Source organism: Commensalibacter papalotli (ex Botero et al. 2024), from assembly GCF_947179115.1.
Taxonomy (GTDB): domain Bacteria; phylum Pseudomonadota; class Alphaproteobacteria; order Acetobacterales; family Acetobacteraceae; genus Commensalibacter; species Commensalibacter papalotli.
Genome location: NZ_CAMXCI010000001.1, coordinates 432,662 through 455,329 on the forward strand (window position 1 = coordinate 432,662; position 22,668 = coordinate 455,329).

Genomic DNA, 22,668 nt, shown 5'->3' on the forward strand with positions numbered 1-22,668 from the left:
CAAAGGGAAATTTTATGACTTATCTTTATGATCGCGTACTTTTAACCAATGATGATGGCATAGAAGCACCTGGAATAAAAATTCTTGAAAATATAGCCTCTAAGATTGCCAAGGAAGTCTGGGTTGTAGCCCCTGAACAAGATCAAAGTGGAACTTCTCAATCTATTTCAATACATAATCCCCTTCGTGCTTTTGAAAAAAGTGATAAGCATTATGCTGTAACTGGAACTCCAGGAGATTGCGTTGTTATGGGACTGAGACAAATTATGCCGCAACTACCCGATGTAATTTTATCAGGTGTTAACCGTGGCTGTAATTTGGGTATAGAAACACTCTTTTCTGGCACTGTGGGTGCTGCTATGACAGGATGTTTATTAAATATTCCCTCTATTGCATTTAGTCAAAGCTTCAGAGATGGGCATGATATTTATTGGGAAACAGCCTATCATTATGGCCCCAAAGTCATGGAAAAGCTTTCAACTCTTTCTTGGCAACATCCAAGAACCTGTTTAAATATAAATTTTCCAGATTGTCCCTATGATGAAGTGAAATCTATTGAATTTACCACACAAGGTATTGGTTATATTGATGATATTTCTATTGTAAAAAAAACAGATATGCGTAAAACACCATATTATTGGCTTAACTTTGATCGTCCTATCAAAGAAGATATAGAGCTTACTGAAACTCAAGTGGTTAATAATAAATCCATTTCTATTACTCCCCTCTCCTTTGACCGTACGAATAATGACCTTTTACAAAAAATGAAATCTTAATGATTTGATAATAAGGGAAAAATAATATTTCTCTTTCTCATTCAATCCTTGCCCAAGGAAATTTGACGGGTAAACCTTGAAATTGAAAAAAGGTTTACCGATTGAACCTCATCCCAAATAGACAAATATTCAAGCAGATGTTGATGTTCAGTCTTTTTTCTTAATAAATCTAAGACTTCCTGAATAATTGGTATGTTTACTTCTATACCATTCCATAGATAGTCGTTGATGATATCTAACATTAAATTCATCAATATATGTCGCCTTGGATCAAAAGAATTAATGCCTAAAGAAACGATTATATATTTTGAAAGCCATTTTTGTGTTCGAAACTCATTGGGTAACCCGTACTCCCAATCTTGAATATTATCAGAGCAAAAGATAATTTTAAGTTTTTACATAAGCGTTTAATTGCATCTTGCATTATTTGGCAGATAAATTTCCACCACCAAAAATATAATTACTGATTTGCTGTTCAATACTAGTATATGGTTGGGTATTAGTAACAAAACTGTCAGGTTTTAAATATTCCTTTGATTTTCCAGGATGAACCATTATAGAGCCACTATCTGTCATCCCTAAAGAACCTATACTAAAGCTGCTATCATCAGGAAGATGAATGGTTTTATTGATCTCTAGTTTTACATCGGCCATAAATGTTTTTTTATTTAGTTGAACCGAACGTACTACCCCAACTGGCACACCTGAAAGGATAACACTTCCACCAGGTTCAAGTGTATTGGCAGAGTAAAATTGAGCAGTCAAAGGGTATTTATCTCCTTTAATACCAAACATTGTCATTCTTGAATAAGAGTAAAAACCAATAGCAACCACTAATACCAATCCACTTGCTATATATGCGCTTACTTTAATGTTTTTCACTCTGTAATCCTCGTATATCTATAAATCAATTTAAATTTAAATTGTCGTTCAGTAATTAAGATTATATTCATATAAGATGAAATACGATATAGTTTTATCTTATCCTATAAGATTTTCTTTTAGAATATTTCGTCTCAAAATACAAAAATAAAAAATATATACAATACGGATGGGTATTTATGTCATTCCTTCAGGCTATTTTTATTGCAATTTTACAAGGTGCAACAGAGCTCTTCCCTGTCAGTAGTTTGGGACATGCTGTCGTGATTCCAGCTTTGCTGGGATGGCTTATCAATCCTCAAGATCAAACATTTTTACCTTTTATCGTGATGTTACATTTTGGTACAATGTTTGCGTTACTCATATTCTTTTGGAAGGATTGGCAGGCTTTAACCAGAGGTGTTATGGGAAAAGAGGGACCCGCAATACGTGAGCAAAGTATTTATGTTGTCTTACTACTTGTTATTGCAACATTACCCGCCATAATAATTGGTTCTATATTAGAGAGCTTTATTCGAGGGCTTTTCTCAACACCTGAAATGGTATCAATTTTTTTAATCTGTAACGGATTAATGCTTTTTGCTGCTGAAAAACTCAGAAAAAAAAATCAAAACTCAATCATTGCTATCGCAGACTTAACCCCCAAAGATGCTTTAATCATTGGTTGTTTCCAATGCCTAGCCTTTTTTCCTGGCTTATCACGATCTGGTGCAACCATAGTTGGTGGTGTAATACACAAATTATCCTACGAAAATGCTGCTCGTTTTTCTTTTTTGCTAGCATTACCTATTATTTTCGCAGCGACCATTCATCAAACATGGAAAATTTATAAACATAATATTCCAATTGAAAATTTTGGGACGATATTTATCGCAACGATAGTTGGTGGAGTAACAGCTTTAATCAGCACTACTTTAATAATGAAATATTTTCATAATCATGAAAAATTGGCTTTAACGCCATTTAGTTTTTATTGTATCGCTTTAGGCAGTATCAGCCTACTTATTTTTTTAATCTAGCCCCTGAATAAAGGCTTCGTTTACAATAAAACGAAGCTCTTTAGCAACGGTTTAAATTAAAATAAAAGCTTTTATTTTTTTATCGTTTAATTTTTTTTTAATGCCATATACTCAATTTATAACAAAATACGGTGAGTATATTATGAAAAATAATACGCCTACAAAAACAACATCCACCTATAATATTATGATGGTTGGATTCTTAGCCTCACTTGCAGGGCTTATGTTTGGTCTTGATATTGGTGTAATGTCAGGTGCCAATGCTTTTATTAAACATGAATTTTCTGCATCAGATCACGATATTGAAACCATCGTCAGCAGCATGATGTTTGGTGCTGCGATTGGCGCTTTGGGATGCGGATGGGCATCTGCCAAGTTTGGACGTAATCGCTGTCTGATCCTAAGTGCTTTGATCTTTATCGTTTCTGCGATTGGATGTGCATTAGCCCAAGGCATTATTGATTTGGCTATTTGGCGATTTATTCTTGGACTTGCGATTGGTATTGCCAGTACGACAGCTCCTTTGTATATCGCAGAAATTGCACCAGAAGAAAAACGTGGTTCGATGATTTCAACTTACCAATTAATGGTTACTGTTGGAATTTTACTGGCATTTATATCTGATACTATTTTAGGATATTATAGTGCTTGGCGTTGGATGTTAGGTATTATTGCTGTACCTGCTATTCTATTCCTAATTGGATTATTCTCTTTACCAGACAGCCCAAGATGGCTTGTTATGCGCAATCGCAGACAAGAGGCTTATGATATTTTGCTAAGCTTACGTGGTGGTAATGAACATATCGCTCAAAAAGAAGTAGAAGAGATTGAAGAGCAAATTAAAAGCCCTAAAAAAGGCTTTAGTTTATTTATGTCTAATCGTAATTTTCGACGTTCTGTTGGGCTTGGTATTACCTTGCAAATTGTTCAACAATTTACAGGTATGAATGTAGTTATGTATTATGCTCCTCGTATCTTTTCTGATATGGGATATCAAGGCAGTGCTACCTTATGGTTTACTGCTTTGGTTGGTTTAGTCAATGTTGCTGCAACCTTTATTGCCATTGGTACTTGTGATAAACTTGGTCGTAAACCTACTTTATATGCTGGTTTTGCTGTTATGGCAGTAGGGTTAGGTGTCATTAGTTTCTTAATGAGAAATGGAAATATTGCTGATCCTACAATGCAGCTTTTCTGTGTTGCTATGTTGCTTTTCTTTATTGTTGGTTTTGCGATGTCTGCAGGCCCATTGGTTTGGACAATATGTTCTGAAATTCAACCATTACAAGGAAGAGATTTCGGTGTTGCTGCTTCTACGGTAACCAATTGGTTAGCTAATTTTGTTGTTGGTTATACTTTCTTGACCTTGAACAATAACCTTGGCTCATCACATACATTTCTTCTTTACGCTATATTAAACGTCATCTTTATTGCTGTTACCTTCTGGTTTATTCCAGAAACATCTAAGGTAAGCTTAGAGAAGATTGAAGAAAATCTTATGGCAGGCAAACCACTTCGTAAAATTGGACGTTAGCCCCTAGTATTAAAAAAAGCCAACCTGAAATAATTTTAGGTTGGCTTTTTTAGTAAATATTGTTGATTTTACAATCAATATCATTTTTTTATATAATTTCTTTACATCATACATCAAACTTTTTGATTATATTAAGAATATAGTTAACGAAATAATAACCTAAAATCTCATACAAAAAATTGATAAATTGCAGCAGATACAGCTATACACCCAATAATTGTTATAAATATATTGCTTTTTTTTCCTCTATATTTAGCCAGTGCTGGAATAGTATGAATAGCATACATTGGCATTAAAAAAAGAAATATAGCAAATACTGGGCCACTGATGGATTCAATTAAAGTTAAAACATTAGGGTTATATATTGAAACCAGCCATGCTGTAATAAAAATAAAAATCGTTGTAAAAATTTGTAAGAATTTATCTTGTTTTACATCTATATTTGCAAATTTAAAACTTTTGATAACAACCCCATGAATTCCTTCTTTTGCACCTAAATAATGCCCTAAAAATGATTTGCACATAGCAACAAAGGCTACTATTGGGGCTACCCAGCTAAGGAATGGTGTATGAAAATGATTGGCTAGATAAGACAAAATTGAAACATTTTGTATTTTTGCTTCATGCAGATTTTCTGGAGTAAGGCATAAAGAACAGCTAAACACAAAAAATAAAACTGTTACTACCATTAAAATATTACTGTATTTAATAATACTAGAACATTTCTTTTCTGCTTTATCACCATATTCTTCTGTTTTTGCAACAGCCAAAGATGAAATAATAGGAAAATGATTAAATGAAAAAACAGTAACAGGAATTAACAACCATAATGTCAATAACAGTCCATTGCCACCTTGATGCACGGCGCCAGAAAGGCTGACACTTTTAAAAATTTCACCCGTCCACTGAGGAATAAGACATACAGAAATAATCATGAGGATAGCAATAAAAGGATAAACTAATGTTGACATGATATTCACGATTAGCATTTTACCGCATTGCACAATCATCATTAAAAAACCAACCAAAATAAAGGCTATAAGTGCTCTGGATGGTGGGATCATGTGAAGCTGGTTTTGAATAAAACTTTCAATCGTATTGGTTAAGCTGACACTGTACATTAACAAAATAGGATATAAAGCAAAACAATAAAGTACGGTGATGAGGTATCCCAGATATTTACCAAACTGCTCCTCTACTACAACTGTGATATCAGCACCTTTGCCAACCAAAATAAACCGACATAAAGCCCTATGTGATAAATAAGTCATAGGAAAAGCAAGTATGGTCAATACTAGTAAGGGAATAATTCCTCCTGATGCAGCATTAATTGGCAAAAATAATACACCTGCGCCGATTGCTGTACCATAAAGACTGAGCATCCAAACGGTATCAGAGGATCCCCACTTTGGCATTTCGCCAGAATTATCTTGTCCCATATTAAAATAGTCACTTTGTTAATGATAAAATAAAATTTTGTTTGTAAAAAACGCGTTGTAATATTATTTCAAATTAAATCGAATTAAAACTATTTAAATGAAATATAAGTAAATAATCTATCAACGGCATATAATTATGACAGGTATATCAAGGACAAAGCATCACATAAGGTTTTTCATACTCTTGATGTTTAATAATTTTCAGATCTGCGCCATACCATTTAATTAAAATTTCTTCGGTAATGACATCTGTAACACTGCCACTTGCAACAATGGAACCTTTATTAAGTAAATAAATTTGATCTGACCAGAGCGATGCAAGGTTTAAATCATGTAACACCATACAAACCGATAAAGAATATTTTTTAACAAGACTACGTAATAAACGAAGCATTTGTTGCTGATGATATAAATCGAGTGCTGAGGTAGGCTCATCTAAAAATAACCAACCTGATGGCCCCTCTTCTCTCCATAACTGAATTAACGCCCTTGCAAGCTGAATACGTTGTTGCTCACCTCCAGAAAGAAACGCATAATCTTTATGCACTAGTGGAACGGATTGGGTAATTTCAATAACATGATCAAGGATATTTTTATTCATGGGTTCTTCCCATGGAGATCGACCTAACTTGATAATATCCAGTGCAGAAAGTGAAAACGGAATAATACTCTGCTGTTTCATCACGGCACGTTCTTTAGCAAGATCTTTTTTACGCCATAAGTGTAGAGGTTTACCTTTTAAAAAGCATTCTCCTTGCGTTGAAGGATAATATCCCGTCAACACTTTGAATAAAGAAGATTTCCCCGCACCATTGGGACCAATTAGGGTAATTAATTCCCCTTGAGTTAAGGTAATAGACACATCAAACAAAATCTTATGATTGTTTTTAACAAGGTGAATATTTTTTCCATGTAAAGTGTGCTTTATCATGCTCTACGTCTCCATTGTTCTTTCAAAATTAACCAAAAGAACCATGGTCCTCCCAAAAGACTCGTTAATAAGCCAACAGGCATTTCAGCAGGCTGTACCATTGTTCGAGCCAAGGTATCAGCAACGAGTAATAAAAGTGCTCCACTTAACGCCGAGGCCGGAAGCAAAATTTTATGATTATTTCCAAAGATTAAACGCATAGCATTGGGAATTACTAAACCCAAAAAACCAATAATCCCACTCACTGAAACAGCCGTTCCAACCAATAAAGCACTGAGTATTAATAATTGTTTTTGTGTTTTATGAACATTAAGGCCCAAATAATGTGCATCTTCTTCGCCTAGTTGTAACAAATTCAGACGCTGGGCATAGAATTGAATAATAATTACAGTTGGAATAATTAAAATAAGTGTAATAAAAATTAATGACCACTCTGTTTGCCCCAAACTTCCCATACCCCACAAGGAAAGTTGACGAAGTTGTTGATCATTGCTTACCCAGGATAAAATTCCTACAGCTGCGCCGCCCAAGGCATTAATAGCTATACCAATGAGTAACAAACTGGAAAGATTGCCTTTGGTTAAATTACTAAGTTGAAAAATAAGTATCGTAACCAATAAACTGCCAACAAATGCAGCAATTACAGGTAACCACAATGTTAAAAAATGAGGTAGTGCCATTGGAATTACCAATGCCACAGCAACAGCAAATCCAGCCCCACTGCTAATCCCGAGCAAACCAGGATCAGCCAGAGGATTACGAAATAATCCCTGCATCACTGTTCCCGATATTGACAAAGCAACCCCAATAATCACTGCTAATAAAATACGAGGAAGACGGATATTCATCCAAATACGATGATCTATATCTTCAGGATCAAAATTAAACAAAGAAGACCAAGAAAGATGTACAGGACCAATATTGGCTGCTCCTATTATTGCTCCGATTAAAAGCAATAATAGAACCATCAGATAAACAAAATATCGTTTATCCATGAGCGTCTGCTTCAGCCTTCATTCGTAAATCTTTGACCGCTTGAGGGGTGCGTAATCCAAACCCAAGTAATGCCATTTGATCAATAATAATTAAATTGCGATTCTTGGCTGCAGGAGTTAAAGCAATTCCAGGTAACTTCCATAGATTATCTGCCCCACCAATGGTTTTAATCGCATCACTATCGGTGATGATAATATCAGGAGCTGCTGCAATGATACCTTCCTGAGACATCGGTTGATAATGCAAAGAACTTCCCATCCCATTTTGCAACCCTGCATCATGAATAGCAGCGTCCGCTGCTGTATCTCGCCCAGCAACCAAGTTATTAATTCCAGTATGTGCCATAATATAAATTACGCGTAAGGGTAATTGCTTCTTGGGCATAGATTCAATAGTTTTTTCCACCTTTGCAAGCAATGGTTTGGCTTCTTTTTCACGATGCAACGCCGTAGAAATCACATTAATTTTTTTAGGAATAACCTCCAAGGAGTGTTTTCCAGAAACATATATCACAGGAATACCGACTTTTTTAATTTGCTCTAGAACTGCAGAAGGTTGAGCCAAATCGCTGGTAATAATCATCGTTGGTTTAAGCGACAAAATACCTTCTGTATTCAATTGACGCATATATCCGATATCTTTGATATCTTTTACTGCACTAGGTTGATTACTGGTAGTATCACGTCCAATCAGTTCATCTTGTGCGCCCAAAGCGTATATAATCTCTGTGACATCACCTCCAATAGAAATGACACGCTCTTTGGCTTGTATTGAAAAAGATGTCATCACCAACGATAGAGTTGCATAAAATAAATAAGAAAGTCTCATGCTACTTTGGCTTTCAAAGCAACCGCATCAATTTGATTACGCCAAGTTTCTTGTTCTAAATCGCCTTCTGTTCTTTGTCCATAAAGCTGAGCAATTTGCGTGCCATCTTTGGCAAATAGTTCAAGGCTGGTCACATATCCTTCTTTGGTTGGTTTACGCGTAACCCATGTTTCTGCAATTTGATCTTCCATCAAATGCATCGTGAATTTAGGATTAAAAATATTTAACCAATTATCTTTCGGCATTAATTTTTCAATTACACCCGTAAAGATTTGCACACAACCACGATTGCCAATGAAAATCATGATTTCATTACCATCATTCAAAGCTAAATTAAGGATCTCTGATAAAGCACTATTATCCACTTGGCATGCTAGCGTATCACTGACTGATGAAAACGCTTGTTGACGGGTGACATTATGACGATTTAACAAGTTAAAGAACTGATGAACGTCTGTCATCGCACGCCATTCTTCTTCTATTTTCTTGGCATCAAATAGAAGGTTTTCAGAAATATGCTCGTGTGGGGAAACTAAGAACTGATCCAAAGATTCCATTACAAATTGTGCAACCAAAGCATCCCATTCCTGACGATTTGTATTATCGGTCATATAAATTTTTAGAATGGCATCACCATAAGCATCAAAAATCTGAATGCTTTCTTTTTCACCTCGCTTTGTCATTTCTTTGATATAAAAAGAACTGACCCATTTACTGACAAAAAGACGTTGATCCAAAGCACGTGGGTTTAAAACGAGCCCACCATGATTTCCCAATTTTACATTGTCATATTGCCCAGCTTGTTCATGAACGGCATATTCATTACGAACAATATTCATGGTTTCACCGACTTTATGTAACTCTTTTAACAAAGCAGCAAAATCTGTGCTAAACGGTTTTACATCAGCACCAATACGTGCATAACAAAGCTCTGCCTCACTGATGCCTATCATTGTAGCAAGGTCACGTGCGAATTTATTCGTATGTTCGGCTTTTAAGGTTAAATAACGTTGATAGTATGCGTTCATAATGAATTATCTCTATGCAGTAATAAGGTTTCATATTCAATTTGGCCTATATAAGCATAACTAAGAACGATTATCAATATCAAATGATATTAATTATTAACATCATATTCTAAATCAAACTATTTAAACTCTCATATCAATATTTATGGTTTTCTACGGATGCTCGTTTTACTATCAACTTTATTTCTTAATTAAAAAATGATGATGTATTTTGTATAATTATACTCTCTTGGAATAATTATAATTTGATCAACATTCATACGTTAATTATATTTAACTGTTAATATTTATTTTAAACAAAAAAAAAACTGAACCATAAAAATATGATTCAGCCAAATCTCTCAACAGTTTATATTGAGGCTTAGAATTCTTTATAAGGCAAAAATTTACCGCTCATCACAATATTTACTCGATCGCCATTAGGATCATTTTCACGTTTTAAATCCATTTTAAAATCTATTGCGCTCATAATCCCATCACCAAATTCTTCATGTATCAGCTCTTTAAAAGTCGTGCCATAAACGCTGACCAATTCATAAAAACGATAAATTGTTGGATCTGTAGGAATGATGGTGGGTAAACTTCCTCTATAAGGAACCACCATCAACCATTTTTTTTCTTCTTCAGTTAATTTAAAAATATCTGCAAGAACAGAAGCTTGCTTTTCATTACAAGTCATTTGGCCTAAACATGCAGCCGTAACCCACTCTTTGCTACGACCAACCTTCTTGGCAATATCAGTCCATTTTAGACCTTGTGTTACTTTACTCGTAATAATCTTTTCAGTAACTTCTAATCTACTACTCATCATATTTTCCATATTACTGATTTGTTAAATGATTTATGGTCTTTTTATTAGATTTTTTTTATAATATAAAAAAAAACAACTTATTGATATAGATACATTGGCTATATTTGCATCATCTAAAGTAGAACATAAACCAGTCAAATATACTAATAAAATTATTATGATTTTAATTACAGGGAGCCAATGTCACTGCTAATCCACCCTGTGAGGTTTCTCGATATTTGGCATTCATATCTTTACCAGTTTGATACATCGTTTCAATAATGTTATCCAATGATACGGCTGGGTGTGTTGTCCGTCGCATTGCCATTCTGGCAGAATTAACAGCCTTAACAGCAGGAATAGCATTTCTTTCGATACATGGGACTTGTACCAGTCCAGCAACAGGATCACATGTTAACCCCAAATGATGTTCCATCGCGATTTCAGCAGCAATACAAACTTGAACTGCACTGCCCCCAATCAGTTCTGTTAATCCGGCCGCTGCCATAGAGCAAGCAACCCCGACCTCGCCTTGGCAACCAACCTCTGCCCCAGAGATAGAAGCATTTTGTTGATATAACCCTCCAATCACACCAGAGGTTAAAAAAAAGCGAACATACATCTCATCCGTTAAAGGTTCAACAAATCGATCATAATATTCTAATACCGCAGGAATAATCCCACAGGCTCCATTGGTTGGCGCAGTAACCACACGTCCACCCGCAGCATTTTCTTCACTGACTGCCAAGGCAAACATATTAATCCAATCTAAACCAACCATAAGATCATTTGACCATTTATTTTGTGCCATTAAAATACGATTTAACAACGGTGCGCGACGAGATATTTTAATCGGCCCAGGCAATAATCCATCCGTTTTTTGACCGCGTTCAATTGCTTTATGCATTACCTTACCAACACCAACAAAATAGCTTTCAATTTCTTCTTTGTTCCGATAAGCAAGTTCATTTTTCATAACAATTGTTGAGATTGGCAAAGAAAGCTCTTCACAATATCCGAGTAAAGTTTTAGCAGAATCTATAGGGTATGGAACATTCATATTATCAATAACAGGATGATGGAATTCTTGCTCTGAAACAATTCTTCCCCCTCCGACAGAATAATATGTTTGTTGCTCAAGAATTTCTTGTTTATTGAAAGCCGTTATGGTCAGTGCATTTTCATGTAAGGGTAAAAATTGCTCGTTGAAAATAAGATCATTTTCTATTGAAAAAGGGATTACATATTTACCCTGATAAATAGAAAGCTTTTGTGTACTTTTGATTATATTAATATATATTTCAATTTGATCGATATCAACTTTATCAGGTTCCTCGCCCATCAATCCTAATATAACAGCAATATCAGTTTTATGTCCTTTGCCTGTTAAGGAGAGTGAACCATACAAATCGACTTTCATTCTTGTTATTTTATTCATTAAATTAAGCTGTATTACAGAATCAATAAAACGTTTGGCTGCTATCATAGGGCCTACTGTATGCGAACTAGAAGGCCCAATACCGATCTTATAAATATCAACAACACTTTTCATTTTATTTTCCTTCAACTTTAGCAAACAAAATAATATTTTATTTTTTAAATAATAGTATAAACATGTATAAATTATCGAGGACACATAAAATATATAAAATAATTCAAACAGTTTATCTATGATATGAGTATCTATCTAATATTCTTTTGTTTGCAATTCGCTCTATATAAATAAGTTATAGACAGCTGCTGAAATAGCAATACATCCCATAATAACAATAAAGATATTGCTTAATTTACCTCTATATTTTGTCAAAGAAGGGATTGTGTGAATAGCATACATCGGCATAAGGAATAAAATCATAGCCAATACAGGTCCGCCAATAGATTCAATCATTCCTAAAATGCTAGGATTTAATGTAGCGATAATCCATGCTGTAACAAACATAAAAATCAAAGCAAATTTGTTTAATGTCTTCTCCTTTGCACTCATTCCAAAATAGTGTATTGATTTTAGAACAACGCCGTTAAACCCTTCCCTAGCCCCAAGATAATGCCCTAAAAATGATTTAGAAATTGCAACAAAAGCAACAATGGGTGCAACCCAATCCAAGAATGGTGTTTGAAAATGATTGGCAAGATAGGAAAGAATAGAAATATTATCCGCTTTAGCTTGCTCTAAATTAGCAGGGCTTAAGCAAAGCGCACAACTAAATACAAAAAACAATACAGTAACAACCATCATAATATTACTATATTGAATAATCTTTGAACATTTTTTTTCAGCAAATTCCCCGTATTCTTTACGCTTTGCAACAGCTAATGAGGATATAATTGGTGAATGATTAAATGAGAAAACCGCAACAGGAATAATCAACCATAAAGTAACTATAAGTCCCTTACCACCTGCTTGAGTAGCACCAGATAAACTCACATTTTGAAAAATATCCCCCGTCCATTGTGGGATCAAATATAAAGCTATTACCATTAAAACGGCCACAAATGGATAAACCAACGTGGACATTACCCGAACAATTAAATTTTCGCCAAATTGGACAATTAAAATCAAAAAACTAATTAAAATAAAAGAAATAATTATTCTTGACGGTGGCGTCATATGTAATTGATTTTCAATAAAGCTAATCACGGTATTTGTAATACTGACACTATACACAAGCAAAATAGGATAAATTGCTAAAAAGTATAATAGAGTGATAAGAAAACCCATTTTTTTACCAAACTGCTCTTCGACTACTTTGGTAATATCATCGTTGAAAGATGCAGTTCCAGACAGCACAAATCGACATAGTGCACGATGTGCGTAATAAGTCATCGGAAAGGCAAGTACAGCTAAAACTAATAGAGGAATTAATCCCCCTGCTGCGGCATTGATAGGTAAAAACAATACCCCTGCCCCAATCGCAGTTCCATAAAGACTGAGCATCCAAATAGTGTCAGAAGAACGCCATTTGGGCATTTCACTCGAAATGTTTTTTTCCATATTTTATTACTCAAAATTAAAGAACGAATTTTTCTAATATTTAATTCGAAATCTGCAAGAACCAAATAAAATTTATCTATATTTAATATAATTAAAACTATAATTTACATATTGAGCTTCGTGCAATATGTAAATTATGGTTATCAGGTAAATTGATTGAATATTATAGTAAAAAAACAATAGTAAAAACCTGCTATATCATTAATTATGAATATAACAGGTTTTATTAATTAACTTAAAATTCGCATGAAAAACTTTAAATTAATCATCTTTTTTCTTTGATTATGTTACTATAAAGGTAAGCACTTTGCTTTAAAGTGCGTTTTTGTGTTTGCCAGTCAACATAAATCATACCAAATCTTGATTTATAACCACTAAACCACTCTAAATTATCGTGACTTGACCAAACCATATATCCATCTATGTTTGAACCACTTTGCATGGATAATATCATTGCTTCAATATGTAACTGAATATAATTAGAACGTTTTGTATCTTCTACTTTACCATTGATCAGTTGGTCTTCACCCGGGAAACCAGCACCATTTTCTGTAATAAGAACTGTGGGGTTACCATACTCCGTACGAATTCGATCTAATAGTGCAGTTAATTGATCAGGGCGAACTGGTCCATTAAAAGCTGCATCTTGTCCAACTGGAATAAAGGTTTCTGGATTATATCCAGAACCTTTCCCATGACGAACATAGTTAGGTGCATAAAAATTGATACCTAAAAATTCAAATTGCGCATTCTGAATAGTTTTAGCATCTTCAGCTTGAACTCCAATATCTATATTCATGCTTTTTACCAGCGATAAAATATCTTCTGGATATTGACCTTTATAAATCGCATCAAGAAACCATCTATTAAGCACACCATCGGCAATTTTTGCATCAGCTTTATCAGCAGCACTCGCATTTGTATCCGTAAGAATTGGACTCAAAGGCAAAGCCATACCTAAACGTCCTTTATAACCACCAGCACGGAAAGATTCTTTAGCTTTTGCCGCTGCTAACAAGATATGATTATAGGATTTAAGGGAAACCTCCATAGTTTCAGAAGTTGCTATGACTGGTAACGCAGTATTGTCAAAATCACCTGCCAAATAACGTTTTGCAAGAATATTTTGTGCAACTTCAACAGAAGGTTCGTTAATCAAGACGAAATCCTGTATCAAATCTGAAAAATGCGTAAATATAATTTGTGCATAATAATTAAACCAATCAATACAGTCTCTGTTCTCCCAGCCCCCTTTGTTTGCAAGAGCCAGAGGCATATCCCAATGATATAATGTAACCAAAGAGCTAATACCTGCTGCTTTTAAATCAGCAATAAACCTGCGGTAATGTTCAACTGCTTTCATATTAACAGGCCCTAGACCATCGGGAATAATACGGGGCCATGAAATTGAAAAGCGATAGCAATTGATTTTAACTTTCTTTAACAGTTGAATATCCTCAAGATATTGATTTCTATCATAAAAATTAATAGAAACATCACCCGTTACACCCAGTCCACCCAGTTGTTTTTCATTTAAATAATAGTCCCAAATAGATTTGCCACGACCTTCTTCGTTGACACAACCTTCAACTTGGTAAGCTGCTGAAGCGGCTCCCCATAAAAACCCTTTTTTGATTTTGAAATTTGAATTAGTGGAACATCTATTTTGATCAATATTTGTATTAAATTGATTTTCCATTTTAATTACCTTTTTTGTAAAAAAATCAAAGTATAATTAAATATAATTTGATTAAAAATTTATTAAATATAATATGAATTGATAATATAAAGAAATATATACTTATAATTCTTTATATTTAATATTATATACCTTTTTTTATATTAAATAAATACTAATTCATTCCAATATCAAAATATATATTTATATATACTATTTTATTACTTTAAAAAAAAACTATACTCTATAAAGAAATAATTATTTTCAGATTAGTAAAAAAAAATCCAGTAAGCTCTATGAGCAAACTGGATTTAAAAAATTTTGTAAATAACTCTGTTTATTCGACAGTTACTGACTTAGCCAAATTTCTGGGTTGATCTACATCCGTTCCTTTGAGTAAAGCAGCTTCATAAGCCAACATTTGCACAGGAACAGTGTAAAGCGGCGGTGTAACAAAAGAATGCACTGTAGGAAGCACAACGATTTGCTCTGCAATATTTTTTACCCGCTCAGCACCTTTGGCGTCAGTAAATATCAAAATACGTCCACCTCTGGCTTTAGCTTCTTGCAAATTCGACAAAGTTTTTTCAAATAAAGGCCCTGATGGTAAAAGAGAAATGACAGGCACGGTATTATCAATTAACGCAATAGGCCCATGTTTCATCTCCCCAGCAGCATATGCATCGGCATGAATATAAGAGATTTCTTTAAGTTTTAAAGCGCCTTCCATCGCCACGGGGAACATAATCCCACGGCCTAAATAAATAACACTTTGAACCTGAGAAATAATGTGCGCCATTTTTTGGATTTGTTCTTGCATTTGCAAGATTTCTGCCACGCGGCTAGGCAAATCTAATAAAGCGGTTAAACATTCATCTGCATATTCAGAAGAAATTGTCCCGCGTTCTTGCCCCATTACCAAAGTTAAACACGCAAGCACCGTTAATTGCGCTGTAAACGCTTTTGTCGAAGCAACCGCAATTTCAACCCCAGCATCCATTCCTAACACCACGTCACTCTCACGAGCCATGGAGCTATGTTCGTTATTTAACACAGAAATGATTTTTTGCCCTGCTTGTTTTAAAGCACGAAGTGCTGCAAGTGTATCAGCAGTTTCTCCAGATTGTGAAACTAATAATCCCATACCCCCTTGATCAAAAGGAGGATTGCGATAACGCATTTCACTAGCAACATCCAAGTCAATAGGCAGGCGTGCAATTTCTTCTAACCAATAACGCCCAATAACCCCAGCATAAAATGCTGAACCACATGCGGTAATAATACCACGTTTAAGGTTTTTAATATCAAACGGCAACTCTGGAAGTTCTATTTTATGCGTGACAGGATTAACAAAGCGACGCAAGGTTTGACCAATGACAACTGGATGCTCATGGAGTTCTTTTTCCATATAATGACGATAGCCATCTTTACCAATAGCGCCTGCCATCAATGCTGTGGTTTGTACAGGACATTCCACAGTCGAACCATCCATATCAAAAAATTCAGCACCTTTATGAGACAAAACTGTCCACACACCATCAGGCATATAAGCGATTTTACGGGTCATGGGGGCTACCGCCAAACTGTCAGAACCCAAATACATTTCATCTTCACCAAAACCGACTACCAAAGGGGCACCATGTCGGGCACCAATCATGATATTTTCGTCAGATGCAAAAATCATTGCAATTGCATATGCCCCCTCAAGTCTTTGCAATGTTGCATATGCTGCTTCTTTGGGTGTTTTTCCTTGTTTCAAATGATAATCAACCATCTGAACAATGGTTTCACTGTCAGTTTCACTATTAAAAACCTGACCAAGTTCAATCAGCTCTTGCTTTAACTCTTCATGGTTTTCAATGATTCCATTATGAACAACGGCAACATTTTCAGTTGCATGAGGATGCGCATTATTTTCCGTCGGTGCACCATGAGTTGCCCAGCGTGTATGTCCAATCCCAGTAAGACCAGATAAAGGTTCACCATCCACACGCTTTACAAGATTATCTAGCTTTCCTGAGGCTCTTCTTCTGCCAATATGGCCATTTTCAATGGTTGCAACTCCAGCGGAATCATATCCCCGATATTCTAAACGACGCAGAGCTTCGATAATGGTAGGTACGGCGGGCTGTTTTCCTAAAATCCCAACAATTCCACACATAGATTTAATCTCCTAGTTTTCTTGACGCTCTATTTCGCCGTTTTGTTTTTATTGACTTGGCGCGCTCTGCCAAAAGCCAAGGTATTCTCTGGCACATCTTCGGTGATAACACTGCCCGCGGCTATTAAACTTTTATTACCAATTTCTACAGGTGCCACTAAAATCGTATCCGATCCAATAAAGGCTTCTTCACCAATAATCGTTTTGTGCTTGTGCACGCCATCATAATTACATGTAATCGTTCCTGCGCCTATATTCGTTTTACGACCGACTTCGGTATCGCCAAGATAGGTTAAATGATTAACCTTAGCACCCTCACCTAGTATCGTTGCTTTTAATTCTACAAAATTACCCACATGGGCATCTTGTCCAATCACAGCCGCAGGACGCAATCGGGCATAAGGGCCAATGATTGCCCCCTTTTTTACCTCACATCCTTCTAAATGACTAAAAGAACGAATTTCAACCCCTGAATGTACATGAACGTTAGGACCAAACACCACATGTGGATAGATTATAACATCCTCATCCAAAACCGTATCTGCTGACAAAAATACTGTTTCAGGAGCAATCATTGTTACGCCATTATCCATTGCTTTTTTTCGCAGTTTCTTTTGGACGATATGTTCTGCGATGGCTAGCTCGGATTTAGAATTAATCCCACTTAATTCATCCTCTGATGCGCGAAGTGCTTTGATACGCCGACCCTCTTGCACAGCAACAGCAACAGCATCTACAAGATAATATTCTCGCTTGCTATTTTTATTTTCTATTTGATGCAGCCAATATTTGAAGGATTTAACTTTTGCGCACAAAACCCCTGCATTACAAAGATGATTTTTCTTTTCTTTTTCAGTAGCATCAGCTGTTTCAACAATACGTCGAACCCAACCATTTTTTTCGATCACACGACCATAAGATTTCGGATCAACACATTCCATAGCCATTAAAACCATATCAACCCCATGCTGTTGTTGACATTCCAATATATTTCGTAACGTTTTTTGACTAACTAGTGGATTATCAGCATAAAGAATAGTGACGGTGCCTTTGCCAAAATAAGGTTCGGCTTGCATTGCCGCATGAGCAGTACCCAATCGATCCTTTTGCACCACAACCTGATGAGGCGCTGCAAGAGCTGCGACTTCATCCATATCAGGACCAACTACAACAACTACTTTATCAAATATTTTCTCCACATTATCCAACAGATAACGCAGCATTGGTTTTCCAGCCAAAGGATGCATAGCCTTGGGTTTAGAAGACCTCATACGGGTTCCCATGCCTGCGGCTAAAATAACCGCAACAGATTCTTGTAAAATATTTGTGGATTTACTCATAACTCGCCATAATAATAAATTCGTAATATCTTTATATTTATAACCAATTTTATAACTTTAGAAAGGGAAAAATAATGTCTTATATTTCCAATCCCGTAATTGTGTTCGACATGGACGGCACTCTAATCGACAGCTTACCTGATTTAGCCAACAGTGCACGTTTCTTGATGAAAGAATATGACCTTCCCTCAGTCACAGACCAAGATGTGCGTTTAATGATTGGTGATGGAATACGAGTGCTGGTCGAAAGGCTGCTTGCCTTTGCTGGAGACAAAGCTTCAGCGATTAATTTTGAAGAAGCCATGGATCATTTTATTGCCTATTACATGGATCACTCTACTGAATATTCCAAACCTTTTGACGGTGCAGTGCAAGCTATGGAAGAATTTAAAAAAAGTGGCTGGAAAATTGCCCTTTGCACAAATAAAATCACCAAAGCTGCCGAACAAATCTTAGTACAACTCAAGATTGATCATTTTTTTGATGCTGTGGGTGGAGGAGATCTCTTTGCAGATAAAAAACCACATGCTTGTCATTTAGAAGGCATTATAAAAATGGTCAATGCTGATCCAGCCAAAACCGTGATGGTCGGAGATCATATCAACGATATTCTTGTTGCAAAAAATGCCAAAGTCGCAGGCAGTATCTATGCTGCATGGGGATATGGAAAACCAGAATTGGGGCAGCAAGCGACACAGAGTGCAAATTCTATTTTAAAGTTGCCTGATTTGGCAGATAATATTTTGATTAAGTAATGTAAAAATATAGGGTTTGTGGGAGGGAATGATGGAATTATGTTCTTACGAAGAACTTGTTGAATTTATTCACAATAGTTTTATAGAATTTACCAAGGCCAGTTTTTATTTACAAGAAGAGTTTAAAAAAGAGAATATAGATAACAATATCAACATAGATGAATGGTTTATAAATAAATATAAAACAAATCTTATCTCTTTAAATAAATTATTATTTAATCTCAATAAAAATTTACATTCTTTATCAATACATGAAGATAAAACCATTTATACTAATCATTATTTTGAAATACCTGTCTATTTTCCATCTGATAACTATTTAGAATTAGACTATTCAACACGTTTTTCTTCTATTCACGATAAAACAAACGATATTAGCTACACAATAAATAATAAGATATCACCAGAATTCTCTTTACTTATGTTCAATCATTTGAGGATATTATATCCTCAACACACCATAGATGATAATAATTTTACACCTTTTGATGTGTTATTTAATGCTATTACTGATTACGGTTTAACAAGCCAAACAAATGTTTTATCATCTACATTTGATGAAATTTTTACACTAAAGATAACAACTAAAAAATCAAAAACACTTCAGGAATTCCAAAAATTAGCCAATGCTTTTTTATTCCAGATTATGTTGAAATGTAATGTTCCTTGTGAATATTACTCAAATCTTACATCATTACTTGGCATATATAACAATAACAAATCTAAAAAACAAAATCTTAATACATTATCAACCACACCACAACGTATTTACCGTGACCATATTATAGACTACTATTCTCTTGCTCTTTCTTCAAACGAACCTTTTGCACAATACCTTTCCTATTACCATGTTTTAGAATATTTTTTTGATGAAGTGTTTAATCAACATTTACGAAAACAATTCCAAGATAAAATAACTAGTCCTTATTTCGATAATAAAGATGATAAAGAGTTAGATAAAGTTATTAATTTTATTAAAAAAGAAACAAGGAATTGCAAAGAAAGTGGACAAGGAAATGAATTAGAATCTTTAAAGCTAGTTTTAATTAAATTTATAGAAATAGATGATCTTCAAGAAAAACTAACACCTGAACAAATCAAATATTATCAACAACATAAAATTACTTTTAGCAGCGCTCAAACGATTTCTTTTAAAGATGAGAAAATTTTTTATGCTCACCTAGCGCAACGCATCTATCAAACATGCAACGCTTTGGTGCATAGCAAAGAAGGTAATGTGGGACGCTATAAACCCTACCAAGATAATGAAGAGCTGCAAAAAGAAATCCCTTTAATCAAGTTAGTGGCCGAGCAAGTCATTATTAATTCATCAACCCCCTTATAATCTCTGTTAATATTCTGTATTTATGTCTTTGAACTTATTTATTTTAATGATCCATAGGATCATAGACACAACAAATGACATATAATCTAAATTTTAAAACAATTTTTTCCTTGTTTCTGGTCGGAATTATTGGCGGATGTGTTGGTATTGGCTTAACGTTGTTGATGCACATCATACAACATCTCACCTTTAATGCTCCACTTGATGCAATTATGCCCTTTCGAGTCATGGTTGAAGATGCTTCTCCGTTACGACGTGTATTGGCTTTGCTGGTTTGTGGTTTAATTGGTGGGGTTGGTTGGTTTTGCATTCATCGCTATGGGCAGCCTTTGGTTGATATTAAAACAGCTGTGCAAAACAAAGATAAAAACCTCCCTTTCCTAACGACTTTCTTCCACTCCTTATTGCAAATCATCACCGTAGCAATGGGATCACCTTTGGGGCGCGAAGTTGCCCCTCGAGAAATGACAGCGACTTTTGCTACGCAATGGATAGGAATATGCCATTTTTCCGATGAAGAACGAAAAATACTCTTGGCTTGTGCTTCGGGTGCTGGGTTGGCAGCCGTTTATAATGTGCCATTGGCTGCTATGGTCTTTACCTTGGAAACCTTATTGCTCAGTTGGAGCATTACTTCGGTTATCTCTGCTTTTATTTGTTGTAGTACAGCAGTCTTTATAGTGCGTATTGGCCTTGGGGACTTAGTGCAATATCCCATAGAGTATTTAAGATTTAACGAATATTTGGTCTTTTGGGCGGTTATAGCGGGGCCCATCATTGGTATAACAGTGTTTTTATTTGATAAAAGCATTAAATGGCTACCTAAATTACCTAAATCAAACCCAATTATGATTTTAATATCAATTGGTGCTTTTGGGTTGATTGGTATTCTATCGATTAAATTTCCAGAAATCCTTGGTAATGGTAAGGCTGCAAATCAACTTACTTTTACCTCTGATATTAGCTTAAATTATGCAATAGGACTATTTTCTACTAAGTGGACAGCTATTCTATTGGCAATGGTTGCAGGAGCTTATGGTGGACGTATTACCCCCAGTATGATGCTTGGTGGAGCGCTGGGGTTTATTACAGCATGTTTATGGAACATAGCTTTACCAAATATTCCAATGTCCAGTTCAGCAATTATTGCCGCAGCTGTTTTTTTAGGAATAGCTCAAAAAATGCCATTAACTTCAGCACTCTTTATGATTGAGTTATCTCGCTTTTCTCCTGCCTATTTTTATCCAATTTGTTTATGTTTTGCGACCGCTTTACCAACTTATTATTTTATTCAAAATAAGCTGACCAACATAGCTTAACTATCTGTTAAAATTCACTTAGTGACTTGAATTTTTCTCAATACGCCTGTCACAATTCCCATTTTAGGATTTTTAAAATCAAACCTAGCGGGCAAATAGCCAATACCCTCAATATCCTTGAACCATATTGAGCCTGGCTGTTGTTGCGAAAGCAAAACACGATTCTTAGAATGTGTTTTAAAACCACCCACTTGTTGAGCTGTTGCTCTACATAATATTGCTTTGCCTTTATAAGGGCTGGTCCATGTTGAGGGCATCTCGCTTTCCCCGACGCTTTGACTATGAAAAGTAAAAGAGCGTAAACCATCCAATAAATTAAATTGACTATCACATTTTCCTGTAGTTCTAACGTGATAAATCAAATCAGCCATCGCACTTAATATATCCAGGCTATGTGTTTGTTGTGCTGGAGTTAAAGCGTCCCTGTCATCACCACGTACTGGTTCAAGTGTTGTTATGTCAGTTTTAGTTCCATAATTTGAATTCATTACTAGCTTGAACTGACCATTTTTATCTTTACCTATGGATTGATACGTTCCAGGAAAAGCATGACCATTTTTAAAAACACCATCAACAGTAGCATTCGTATCTAAACTAAAAACAAGGCTAGCCATCCCTGCCGATGCAAAGTTTGCTTTCACTTTATAAGTTGTTGGCGATAATTCATAATCTGCCTTCATTGTAATAACATGCAAGCCTTTATTATAGATATCATAAACCAATCTTATAGATTGGTTTTTACCACTAGATACTTCTTGTGCATAAACCACACTGCATAAAGTCAAGCTATACAAAGATGCCACACTCATTACTTTTAAAAACCGCTGTATCATTCAAAGACCTTCAATCATAAGA

The 22,668-nt window shown here is 35.2% G+C and carries 20 protein-coding genes; 6 read left to right on the forward strand and 14 right to left on the reverse strand.

Annotated elements, in window-relative coordinates; genetic code table 11:
* Nucleotides 1-14 precede the first annotated feature (14 nt).
* Nucleotides 15-776 carry a 5'/3'-nucleotidase SurE gene (surE, locus tag QMN76_RS02010; protein WP_282065651.1) on the forward strand — a complete coding sequence of 254 codons (762 nt, stop codon included), beginning with the start codon at nucleotides 15-17 and terminating at the stop codon, nucleotides 774-776.
* 41 nt (nucleotides 777-817) lie between these two features.
* Here the strand turns inward: surE and QMN76_RS02015 are convergent, their stop codons facing one another.
* Complete coding sequence (locus QMN76_RS02015) at nucleotides 818-1,027, reverse strand: hypothetical protein (RefSeq protein ID WP_282022989.1); 210 nt, start codon at nucleotides 1,025-1,027, stop codon at nucleotides 818-820.
* Nucleotides 1,028-1,199: 172 nt separating this feature from the next.
* Complete coding sequence (locus tag QMN76_RS02020; protein WP_034336909.1) at nucleotides 1,200-1,658, reverse strand: MlaD family protein; 459 nt, start codon at nucleotides 1,656-1,658, stop codon at nucleotides 1,200-1,202.
* A gap of 179 nt (nucleotides 1,659-1,837) precedes the next feature.
* On the opposite strand from QMN76_RS02020, the gene QMN76_RS02025 reads away from it, so the two are divergent.
* Both QMN76_RS02025 and QMN76_RS02030 read left to right on the forward strand, forming a co-directional pair.
* Nucleotides 1,838-2,677 carry an undecaprenyl-diphosphate phosphatase gene (locus QMN76_RS02025; protein WP_034336906.1) on the forward strand — a complete coding sequence of 280 codons (840 nt, stop codon included), beginning with the start codon at nucleotides 1,838-1,840 and terminating at the stop codon, nucleotides 2,675-2,677.
* A 142-nt stretch (nucleotides 2,678-2,819) separates the two neighbouring features.
* Nucleotides 2,820-4,211 (forward strand): sugar porter family MFS transporter, encoded by a 1,392-nt coding sequence (locus tag QMN76_RS02030; RefSeq protein ID WP_034336904.1) that lies wholly within the window; start codon nucleotides 2,820-2,822, stop codon nucleotides 4,209-4,211.
* Between the two features lie 167 nt (nucleotides 4,212-4,378).
* Here QMN76_RS02030 and QMN76_RS02035 read toward each other — a convergent pair whose 3' ends face one another.
* The 11 genes from QMN76_RS02035 to glmU form a co-directional block, all read right to left on the reverse strand.
* Complete coding sequence (locus QMN76_RS02035; RefSeq protein ID WP_282022988.1) at nucleotides 4,379-5,650, reverse strand: aromatic amino acid transport family protein; 1,272 nt, start codon at nucleotides 5,648-5,650, stop codon at nucleotides 4,379-4,381.
* Nucleotides 5,651-5,798: 148 nt separating this feature from the next.
* Entirely contained in the window at nucleotides 5,799-6,581 is a 783-nt protein-coding gene (locus QMN76_RS02040) for a heme ABC transporter ATP-binding protein (RefSeq protein WP_282065656.1), read from the reverse strand.
* Nucleotides 6,578-7,576 carry a FecCD family ABC transporter permease gene (locus QMN76_RS02045; RefSeq protein ID WP_282065658.1) on the reverse strand — a complete coding sequence of 333 codons (999 nt, stop codon included), beginning with the start codon at nucleotides 7,574-7,576 and terminating at the stop codon, nucleotides 6,578-6,580. The genes QMN76_RS02040 and QMN76_RS02045 overlap by 4 nt, the downstream gene beginning before the upstream one ends.
* Nucleotides 7,569-8,405 (reverse strand): heme/hemin ABC transporter substrate-binding protein, encoded by an 837-nt coding sequence (locus tag QMN76_RS02050; protein ID WP_282065660.1) that lies wholly within the window; start codon nucleotides 8,403-8,405, stop codon nucleotides 7,569-7,571. The genes QMN76_RS02045 and QMN76_RS02050 overlap by 8 nt, the downstream gene beginning before the upstream one ends.
* Entirely contained in the window at nucleotides 8,402-9,433 is a 1,032-nt protein-coding gene (locus tag QMN76_RS02055) for a hemin-degrading factor (RefSeq protein ID WP_282065662.1), read from the reverse strand. Before QMN76_RS02055 ends, QMN76_RS02050 begins: the two co-directional genes overlap by 4 nt.
* Before the next feature lie 361 nt (nucleotides 9,434-9,794).
* A complete protein-coding gene (gene cynS, locus QMN76_RS02060; protein ID WP_034336894.1) occupies nucleotides 9,795-10,241 on the reverse strand; it encodes a cyanase in 447 nt (148 codons plus the stop codon).
* Nucleotides 10,242-10,407: 166 nt separating this feature from the next.
* Nucleotides 10,408-11,775, reverse strand: a complete 1,368-nt coding sequence (locus tag QMN76_RS02065) for an L-serine ammonia-lyase (protein ID WP_282065664.1) — start codon at nucleotides 11,773-11,775, stop codon at nucleotides 10,408-10,410.
* Nucleotides 11,776-11,937: 162 nt separating this feature from the next.
* Nucleotides 11,938-13,215, reverse strand: coding sequence for a serine/threonine transporter (locus tag QMN76_RS02070; RefSeq protein ID WP_282022984.1), 1,278 nt, complete (start codon nucleotides 13,213-13,215; stop codon nucleotides 11,938-11,940).
* Between the two features lie 265 nt (nucleotides 13,216-13,480).
* The gene (locus tag QMN76_RS02075; protein ID WP_282022983.1) at nucleotides 13,481-14,914 is read right to left on the reverse strand and encodes a glycoside hydrolase family 1 protein; all 1,434 of its coding nucleotides are present in this window, start codon (nucleotides 14,912-14,914) and stop codon (nucleotides 13,481-13,483) included.
* Between the two features lie 316 nt (nucleotides 14,915-15,230).
* A complete protein-coding gene (glmS, locus tag QMN76_RS02080) occupies nucleotides 15,231-17,054 on the reverse strand; it encodes a glutamine--fructose-6-phosphate transaminase (isomerizing) (RefSeq protein ID WP_282022982.1) in 1,824 nt (607 codons plus the stop codon).
* A 29-nt stretch (nucleotides 17,055-17,083) separates the two neighbouring features.
* Complete coding sequence (glmU, locus tag QMN76_RS02085) at nucleotides 17,084-18,394, reverse strand: bifunctional UDP-N-acetylglucosamine diphosphorylase/glucosamine-1-phosphate N-acetyltransferase GlmU (RefSeq protein WP_282022981.1); 1,311 nt, start codon at nucleotides 18,392-18,394, stop codon at nucleotides 17,084-17,086.
* A gap of 74 nt (nucleotides 18,395-18,468) precedes the next feature.
* On the opposite strand from glmU, the gene QMN76_RS02090 reads away from it, so the two are divergent.
* The 3 genes from QMN76_RS02090 to QMN76_RS02100 all read left to right on the forward strand — a co-directional run bounded on the left by QMN76_RS02090 (nucleotide 18,469) and on the right by QMN76_RS02100 (nucleotide 21,813).
* Nucleotides 18,469-19,149 carry an HAD-IA family hydrolase gene (locus QMN76_RS02090; RefSeq protein WP_282022980.1) on the forward strand — a complete coding sequence of 227 codons (681 nt, stop codon included), beginning with the start codon at nucleotides 18,469-18,471 and terminating at the stop codon, nucleotides 19,147-19,149.
* Nucleotides 19,150-19,177: 28 nt separating this feature from the next.
* Entirely contained in the window at nucleotides 19,178-20,494 is a 1,317-nt protein-coding gene (gene mauJ, locus QMN76_RS02095) for a methylamine utilization protein MauJ (RefSeq protein WP_282022979.1), read from the forward strand.
* Between the two features lie 74 nt (nucleotides 20,495-20,568).
* The gene (locus tag QMN76_RS02100) at nucleotides 20,569-21,813 is read left to right on the forward strand and encodes a chloride channel protein (protein ID WP_282022978.1); all 1,245 of its coding nucleotides are present in this window, start codon (nucleotides 20,569-20,571) and stop codon (nucleotides 21,811-21,813) included.
* A 14-nt stretch (nucleotides 21,814-21,827) separates the two neighbouring features.
* On the opposite strand, the gene QMN76_RS02105 is transcribed toward QMN76_RS02100, so the two are convergent.
* Complete coding sequence (locus QMN76_RS02105) at nucleotides 21,828-22,646, reverse strand: DUF3108 domain-containing protein (protein WP_282022977.1); 819 nt, start codon at nucleotides 22,644-22,646, stop codon at nucleotides 21,828-21,830.
* Between the last annotated feature and the right edge of the window lie 22 nt (nucleotides 22,647-22,668).